We start from the raw sequence: 6,441 nt of genomic DNA, 5'->3' as shown, positions 1-6,441 counted from the left end.
ATAGATCGATTTTGAGAGCTTACACAAAATTCTTGACAGACTCAGAGGATTTGCTTTTTGTTTTCTTCAATTAATCTTCGAAACACTCGCCAATGATACTGCTGATTCCAAAGAAACTCAGCAACAATGAAAACACTTCACTGCTAGCTGTTCTGAAGGCATCTTGAACAGCTATTTTAATTGCTTCGCGTACTCCCATCCCTAATTGCCTTGCAGCCTTATAGGAACCGGTGATAACTGTAACGACTTTATATACGCCGCCAGCAGCTTTAATTGCGTCTTTGATTTTGGTTATCTTAGCTGCAGGGAACGCAATCCCCAACAATGCAGTACCAATTGCACCAACGCATCCAAAAAATCCTTCTTGTTGTATGTCATAATTTTTCTTCAACCATTGGGCCGTTGCCTCATCACCTTGAGCTAGTACATCATCTGGGATCGACTCAATGATTGTCAAACCTCGAATAAGTTGATCCATCTGACTTTTTTCGTTTTCAGTTAATTTATATTCTGACTGGATAGTTGCGTTGTTATTGCCTAAAAAATTCGCAGAGGCCGGAGCGGTGATGGAGGTGAAAAGCATCGTACCAGCAACAAGAGCCGAGACGTAAATCTTTGCCTTGAATAATTTCAAATTCAAGCCCTCCCCAAAGAAAAAGTTTTATTTATTACACAAATATAATATCATTGTAATATGAGAGTGTAAACCCTAAATATTCCAATTAAGGGAGGATTTCATGAAAAAGGATATTCATAACACAATATTCATTATCATCGTTCTTATGGTAATAACATTTGACAAACACTTCATCAAAGATGAAGCTGTAACAGATATCATTTCTATGAGCGGATTTTTCCTTGTAGTAATTTTATTCATAGTTAGATACATTCGGTTCGGTAGAAAATAGAACGTTCTCTTCCATAGCAGCCAACGAGTTGCGACGACGATAAATCAAAATCCCCGCTGGCTGGCGGGGATTTTCCATATTCAGGCGGCATGTACATACTTTAAATATTTGTATATGTAAAATTAAGTTCTAACCATTCATTTATCGGCCATATAATTGATGTGTAATTACCATATTAAACCATTGGAGGTTTGGAAATGAAAAGAAAGTTCTCAGTAGGTATTCTTGTGTTGGTTCTGTTTTTGTCGTCAGCTATGCCAGTGTTTGCGGCAAAATGGTATGAGGATTGGTCATTTACTATGAAACGCAGGGTTGTTACTGGAGTGGAAAGAAAGTTGCAGTCTGGTGCTTTGACTATTACCGGAAAAATATTTACTGACGGCAATTCTTATCCTCGTATCACCGTTGCAGTGTATAAATCGGTAACTGGACCCGATGATTATATCGGGAGTTTTGATGTAAGACCTACGGGTGAAGAGTTTTCTGAGTACATCGGAGAAATTTCAGCTGGAAATTATTATCTTGAGATAAGTAGAAACGACTACGGCGATGGGAGCATAATTACGGGCGAAGGTAAATTTGTTGTTCAAAGATAATTGCCATGTTTTTTCTAAAAGCAGCAAAACCCAAGGGGTTCTGAAACCTCCTTGGGTTTTCTATTGTAGCCATATCTACCGTATAAGTGGGAACATTGCTCCGTATGCCCGCCCCTGCATCCCCATTCCGCTCGGGCCTCGTCAGGCGGGGTCGTTAGGGTTGAAACGAATCTCGCGGTTGATACGGGACAGGTATTCCGACGCGGTTTCAATATTGCAGGTGGCAGGATTGAACCGGCTAACGATGTAATGGCTGTAGAACTCGCCGATCACGGAAACGTCCGCTTTTCGAGTCACGATCCAAGACCCTGAAGAGTGTTCGAGTTCAGGCACGTATTTCATTGGTATAGTTCCGATACCCATACCTCCCCGCGTTTACCGTCCGCCGACGATTGATTTATTCCAAGCTTTCGCAACGTCTTCCGCATCTTTCTTTCTTTGACACGGAAGGAAAGTCGTCCATGCCTTTGTTTCCTTATTCCAGATCCCCCATGATGTAGGATTGTTATACGGCCCATATGTGTACGGGCTTACCGCGTATTTATTCATCCCGCATACCTCCCGCGTTTATATCCGGGGGCCGAAGCCCCCGCGCTATTTTCGTTCCTTCGTTTCAATGATCGCCGCTGCGATCTTGAATCCGTAGCTTACGCCCTTGGCAAATTCCTGCCCAGCTTCGTCGGTCCGTTCCAATGCTTCGGCACCCCAAAATTTTTTGAGGTATATTAAGTTATTTGTAAGTTCTCGCAGCTCATCCATGCAACTGTGTTCCTCCTTTAAGAGACCGAGGTCCCCGACTTATTTCCGATTCCGCAACACCTGAATAAGACCAATCACTGAGAGGACTAATACCGGAACCCAAACGATCCAAAAGATTTTATCCATGCCTAATCCCTCCATGTATTTTAATCTTGTTTTATGTTAAGATTGGGAGGAGAGGGCCGGGTCGCGTCCGACCCTCTCGGAGGAACCTATTTACGTTTGCCTGGGCGGCGGCGTTTTTTGGTTCCTTTTTTGTTTGTCTTACGGTCATTGTTTAATGCGATTATTGCAGTTACCAGTTGAATTATCGCCGTAAGAAGAAGTACCCAATCCTTCATGTTGTCTTGTTCACCTCCTTTCTATCTCTATTAGACAGACTTTAAAAGTCCTTGTAAATACTTTTTTGTGGTTTACAAAGTTTTTTTAAGTCTGTATAATTCGATTTAAAAGGAGCGTGATGATTTTGGCTAGAATGGGGCGGCCCCCTAAAGCAGAAGGAGAAAAGAAGGAGCGCGAGTCCATTTACTTCGACAAGGACATCATTGAATGGTTACGAGAGAAAGCAGCGAAAGAAGATCGAACGGTCAGTGTAGAATTGAATCGAATTTTGAGAAGATTAAAAGAGCAGGAGGGATGACCTCGCTGCTCTTTTTTTGTACAAATCCTCATGGGGTGTTGCCAATGCTTTCGGACAAATGAAGGCGCGTAAGCGTTCGTCAGGCAGGTTCATTTTAATAGGCGCTTGGAATATAAGAGAGTCTACCCACATTATTTTTAGCCCCAAACCAAGCCCCATTTAGCCCCAAATGGGTGCATTGTAGTGCATTAACTTGCAATATTGATCTAATGAAAAAAAGCCCGGAACCCTTGATAAACAAGGGTTTTTGGGCTTTTTTTCGTAGTAGTTTGCGCGTTAATTCTATTAGCGGCTGTAGAACTCGACGATTTGTTTTTCGTCGATTTCTTGAGCGAGCTCGGAACGCTCAGGCCAACGAACGTACTTGCCTTCCAACGCGCCTTCGTTGAATTCGAGGTAAGCCGGCAGGTAGTTGCGGTTTGCCAAAGCTTCTTTAACGGAAGACAGGTTGCGGCTTTTCTCGCGAAGGCCGATAACGTCGCCGGTCTTTACCGTGTAGGAAGCGATGTCGACTTTCTTGCCGTTAACCGTAATGTGACCGTGGGAAACCAATTGACGCGCGCCGGCGCGGGAGTTGGCGAAGCCCAGACGGTATACGAGGTTGTCCAAACGGCTTTCAAGCAGGAACATGAAGTTTTCGCCCGCGATCCCTTGCAGCTTGGTAGCTTTGTCGAACAGGTTGCGGAATTGCTTCTCGTTCAAGCCGTACATGTGGCGAAGCTTTTGTTTTTCTTGCAATTGAACGCCGTAGCCGGACAGTTTCTTGCGTTGTCCCGGACCATGCTGCCCCGGAGGGAAAGGACGTTTCAATTCTTTACCAGTACCGCTCAAGGAAATGCCGAGGCGGCGGCTTAATTTAAATTTAGGACCAGTGTAGCGTGCCATAAGTTGGGAAGCTCCTTTTATCAATAATTTGGTTAAGTTATAAACGGGTGAAGCGTGTGCCCGATTTTGCCTGAAGCGTTTCTTAACGATTCGCACCCGACAAGAAGAACCAGCCGCGGTCCTGCCGGCAGCAAAATCTTACAGAGGGTGACGCAAGCTTCCACCATAAGCACGGGCTGCCAAAGCAGCATTCCGATGCTTATTCTCGACTTCTTATTTTATAAGATCGATATGTTTGTGTCAAGCATAGGAATGCGGGAACGGGCATGCGAAAAATGCTTTTTGCGGCAACTTGCCGCTCCAATAGGTTCGTGATCGGAAGCAATTTCTGGTACAATATGATATGCGAAGGAGGCTTGACCATTGGCCAATTGGAATGTCCACCAGTTGTCGGAAGCGCTCCATTCTCTCGGATGGGTAGGTCATGTCGCGGGGGCGCTGCTCGTTTTGCTGCAGACGCTATTTCCCGTGGTGCCTTTTGTCTTGGTAGCCGGGGCCAACGTCTTGATCTTCGGGTTATGGCGAGGGTTTCTGGTCAACTATGTGTTTGCTTGCCTTGGAGCGTTTATCGCGTATTATACGGCAAGGAATTACGGAAGGGCATGGGTGCAGGGCAAGCTCGCGAAGTACGATTTTATCGAGCAATGGAGCGGGAGACTGGAGCGGCACGGGCTTTGGTATATCGCAGCCAGCCGGATGATTCCGGTAATTCCTTCCTTCGGCATTAACCTGGGCGCTGCGGTCATGAAGGTCAAACCAAGGGATTTTGTGATCGGCACGCTGATCGGCAAAGCGCCCATGATCTTCCTTGAATCGGTAATTAGTCATGATCTGCTCCATATCGGCCGGTATAAAGGAAGACTTTTTGCCGCATTAGCCTTGTTTTTCGTCCTGCTGTATATCGGGAGTTATTACAAAAACAAATGGACCAAAAGCGGCAGCAAATTTTAATATTGTATTGGAAAAAGGAGAAGATTCAATGCGTGATCCCCGTTTAGAGCAATTGGCTCGTAATCTTGTAGGTTATTCATTAAATGTACAGCCCGGCGAAAGGGTGTTGATCGAGATGATCGGCTCCGAGCGGGAAATCGTCAAATGTCTCGTGCAGGAGGTCCATGCCCGGGGCGGCCATCCTTATGTGGAGCTGACGGACTATGCGGTTACGGCGGCAGTTCTGCGTTCTGCGACGCCTGAGTTCTTGGAGCATTGGGCCGATATGCACCTGCGACGCATGAAGGATATGGACTGCTACGTTGCGGTTCGCGCCGGTGAAAACGTAAGCGAGCTGTCCGACGTGCCTGAGGATAAGATGAAGCTGTACAAAAAAATTTACAGCCAAAAGGTGCACATGGAGCAGCGGATCAAGCATACGCGCTGGGTCGTGCTGCGCTATCCGAATGCGTCTATGGCGCAGCTTGCCGGCATGAGCACGGAAAAATTCGAAGATTTCTATTTTGACGTCTGCAACCTGGATTACGCCAAAATGTCGGATGCGATGACTCCGCTTCAGGAGCTGATGAACCGGACCGACCGCGTGCGCATCGTGGGGCCGGGCGAAACGGACATTTCTTTCTCGATCAAGGGCATCGGCTCGGTCAAATGCTGCGGCCGGCGCAACATTCCGGACGGCGAGCTGTATACCGCCCCGGTACGCGATTCCGTGAACGGCGTCATCGCCTATAACACGGTTTCCGAAAATTCCGGAGTTACGTTCGAGAATGTCGTCTTCCGGTTCGAGAACGGTAAAATCGTCGAGGCTACCGCCAACGATACCGCCCGGCTGAACAAAATTCTCGACACCGACGAAGGCGCCCGCTATATCGGGGAATTCAGCCTCGGGTTCAATCCGCATATTTTGTACCCGATGAAGGATACGCTGTTTGACGAGAAAATTGACGGCAGCCTTCACTTCACGCCCGGCCAAGCGTACGAGCAGGCGGACAACGGCAACCGATCCGCCGTTCATTGGGACCTGGTTCTTATTCAACGGCCGGAATTTGGCGGGGGCGAAATTTATTTTGACGATCGGCTGATTCGCAAGGACGGACGTTTCGTCATTCCGGAGCTGGAAGGGCTTAACCCGGAAAATTTAAAGTAATCGCAACGAAAATAGTGTTGCATGTTATTCCCTTCCACGGTATCATATTTGAAGAAAGCGATTTATCTTGTCCGTCACTAGACGCATGGAGGGATTTTGTATGCCAAACGCCAATAACGCCGCAATTGTGGAAATTTCTCAAACCGCCAATAAATTCAGATCTTCCATTGTTCTTCAGTATGATAACAAGTACATCGATGTCAAAAGCATTCTCGGCTTGTTTACGACGCTGCTCACATCCAGCAACTATGATCTTCATGTACACGGTCCGGATGCCGACGAAGCGAAGAAAGCGATGGCCGAAGTGTTCGAAAAGCACGGTCTTAAGATCAACAGCATCCAAGACTAATCCCTAAGATCTCCAGGTAAAGGCATTTTCGCGCAGGCGAAGATGCCTTTATTTCAGAGTAAAGAAAGTTTAACTTCACTAAATCGCGAAAGCGCATGTAAACTTTCTGCCCGCAAGAAAAGCTTCCGTTAAAACACGAATGTATCCTCCTCAAAAAAGCTTCGATAAGAAGCTTTTCTTATTTTTTTGAGAATAATTCTCAAGGT

General features: G+C 46.3%; 10 protein-coding genes. 5 read left to right on the top strand and 5 right to left on the bottom strand.

The window, feature by feature from the left end:
- Nucleotides 1-70 precede the first annotated feature (70 nt).
- Nucleotides 71-634 (bottom strand): hypothetical protein, encoded by a 564-nt coding sequence (locus tag PEH01S_RS24210; RefSeq protein WP_127488535.1) that lies wholly within the window; start codon nucleotides 632-634, stop codon nucleotides 71-73.
- Between the two features lie 471 nt (nucleotides 635-1,105).
- Between PEH01S_RS24210 and PEH01S_RS24205 the strand changes: the two genes are divergently transcribed.
- Complete coding sequence (locus PEH01S_RS24205) at nucleotides 1,106-1,504, top strand: hypothetical protein (RefSeq protein WP_127488533.1); 399 nt, start codon at nucleotides 1,106-1,108, stop codon at nucleotides 1,502-1,504.
- Nucleotides 1,505-1,645: 141 nt separating this feature from the next.
- Here the strand turns inward: PEH01S_RS24205 and PEH01S_RS34755 are convergent, their stop codons facing one another.
- From PEH01S_RS34755 to PEH01S_RS35880, 3 genes are all read right to left on the bottom strand, one after another.
- Nucleotides 1,646-1,801: a hypothetical protein gene (locus tag PEH01S_RS34755; protein ID WP_164828028.1), complete on the bottom strand. Its 156-nt coding sequence runs from the start codon at nucleotides 1,799-1,801 to the stop codon at nucleotides 1,646-1,648.
- Nucleotides 1,802-2,098: 297 nt separating this feature from the next.
- On the bottom strand, nucleotides 2,099-2,263 hold the full coding sequence (locus PEH01S_RS34750) for a hypothetical protein (protein WP_164828026.1): 165 nt from the start codon (nucleotides 2,261-2,263) through the stop codon (nucleotides 2,099-2,101).
- 212 nt (nucleotides 2,264-2,475) lie between these two features.
- Nucleotides 2,476-2,604, bottom strand: a complete 129-nt coding sequence (locus PEH01S_RS35880; protein ID WP_281281528.1) for a hypothetical protein — start codon at nucleotides 2,602-2,604, stop codon at nucleotides 2,476-2,478.
- Nucleotides 2,605-2,729: 125 nt separating this feature from the next.
- Here PEH01S_RS35880 and PEH01S_RS34745 point away from each other — a divergent pair, with 125 nt between their 5' ends.
- Entirely contained in the window at nucleotides 2,730-2,903 is a 174-nt protein-coding gene (locus tag PEH01S_RS34745) for a hypothetical protein (RefSeq protein WP_164828024.1), read from the top strand.
- 285 nt (nucleotides 2,904-3,188) lie between these two features.
- Here the strand turns inward: PEH01S_RS34745 and rpsD are convergent, their stop codons facing one another.
- Nucleotides 3,189-3,788: a 30S ribosomal protein S4 gene (rpsD, locus tag PEH01S_RS24200; protein WP_025851399.1), complete on the bottom strand. Its 600-nt coding sequence runs from the start codon at nucleotides 3,786-3,788 to the stop codon at nucleotides 3,189-3,191.
- A 363-nt stretch (nucleotides 3,789-4,151) separates the two neighbouring features.
- On the opposite strand from rpsD, the gene PEH01S_RS24195 reads away from it, so the two are divergent.
- From PEH01S_RS24195 to PEH01S_RS24185, 3 genes are all read left to right on the top strand, one after another.
- Nucleotides 4,152-4,739, top strand: coding sequence for a TVP38/TMEM64 family protein (locus PEH01S_RS24195; RefSeq protein WP_127488530.1), 588 nt, complete (start codon nucleotides 4,152-4,154; stop codon nucleotides 4,737-4,739).
- A gap of 28 nt (nucleotides 4,740-4,767) precedes the next feature.
- Nucleotides 4,768-5,886 (top strand): aminopeptidase, encoded by a 1,119-nt coding sequence (locus tag PEH01S_RS24190; protein ID WP_025851401.1) that lies wholly within the window; start codon nucleotides 4,768-4,770, stop codon nucleotides 5,884-5,886.
- 100 nt (nucleotides 5,887-5,986) lie between these two features.
- A complete protein-coding gene (locus PEH01S_RS24185; RefSeq protein WP_010498192.1) occupies nucleotides 5,987-6,235 on the top strand; it encodes an HPr family phosphocarrier protein in 249 nt (82 codons plus the stop codon).
- The last annotated feature ends 206 nt before the right edge of the window (nucleotides 6,236-6,441 follow it).

The organism is Paenibacillus ehimensis NBRC 15659 (genome assembly GCF_004000785.1).
GTDB classification, from domain to species: Bacteria; Bacillota; Bacilli; order Paenibacillales; family NBRC-103111; genus Paenibacillus_G; species Paenibacillus_G ehimensis.
Note: the sequence above shows the minus strand (reverse complement) of the source record. Positions and strands in the feature narration are given on the sequence as shown.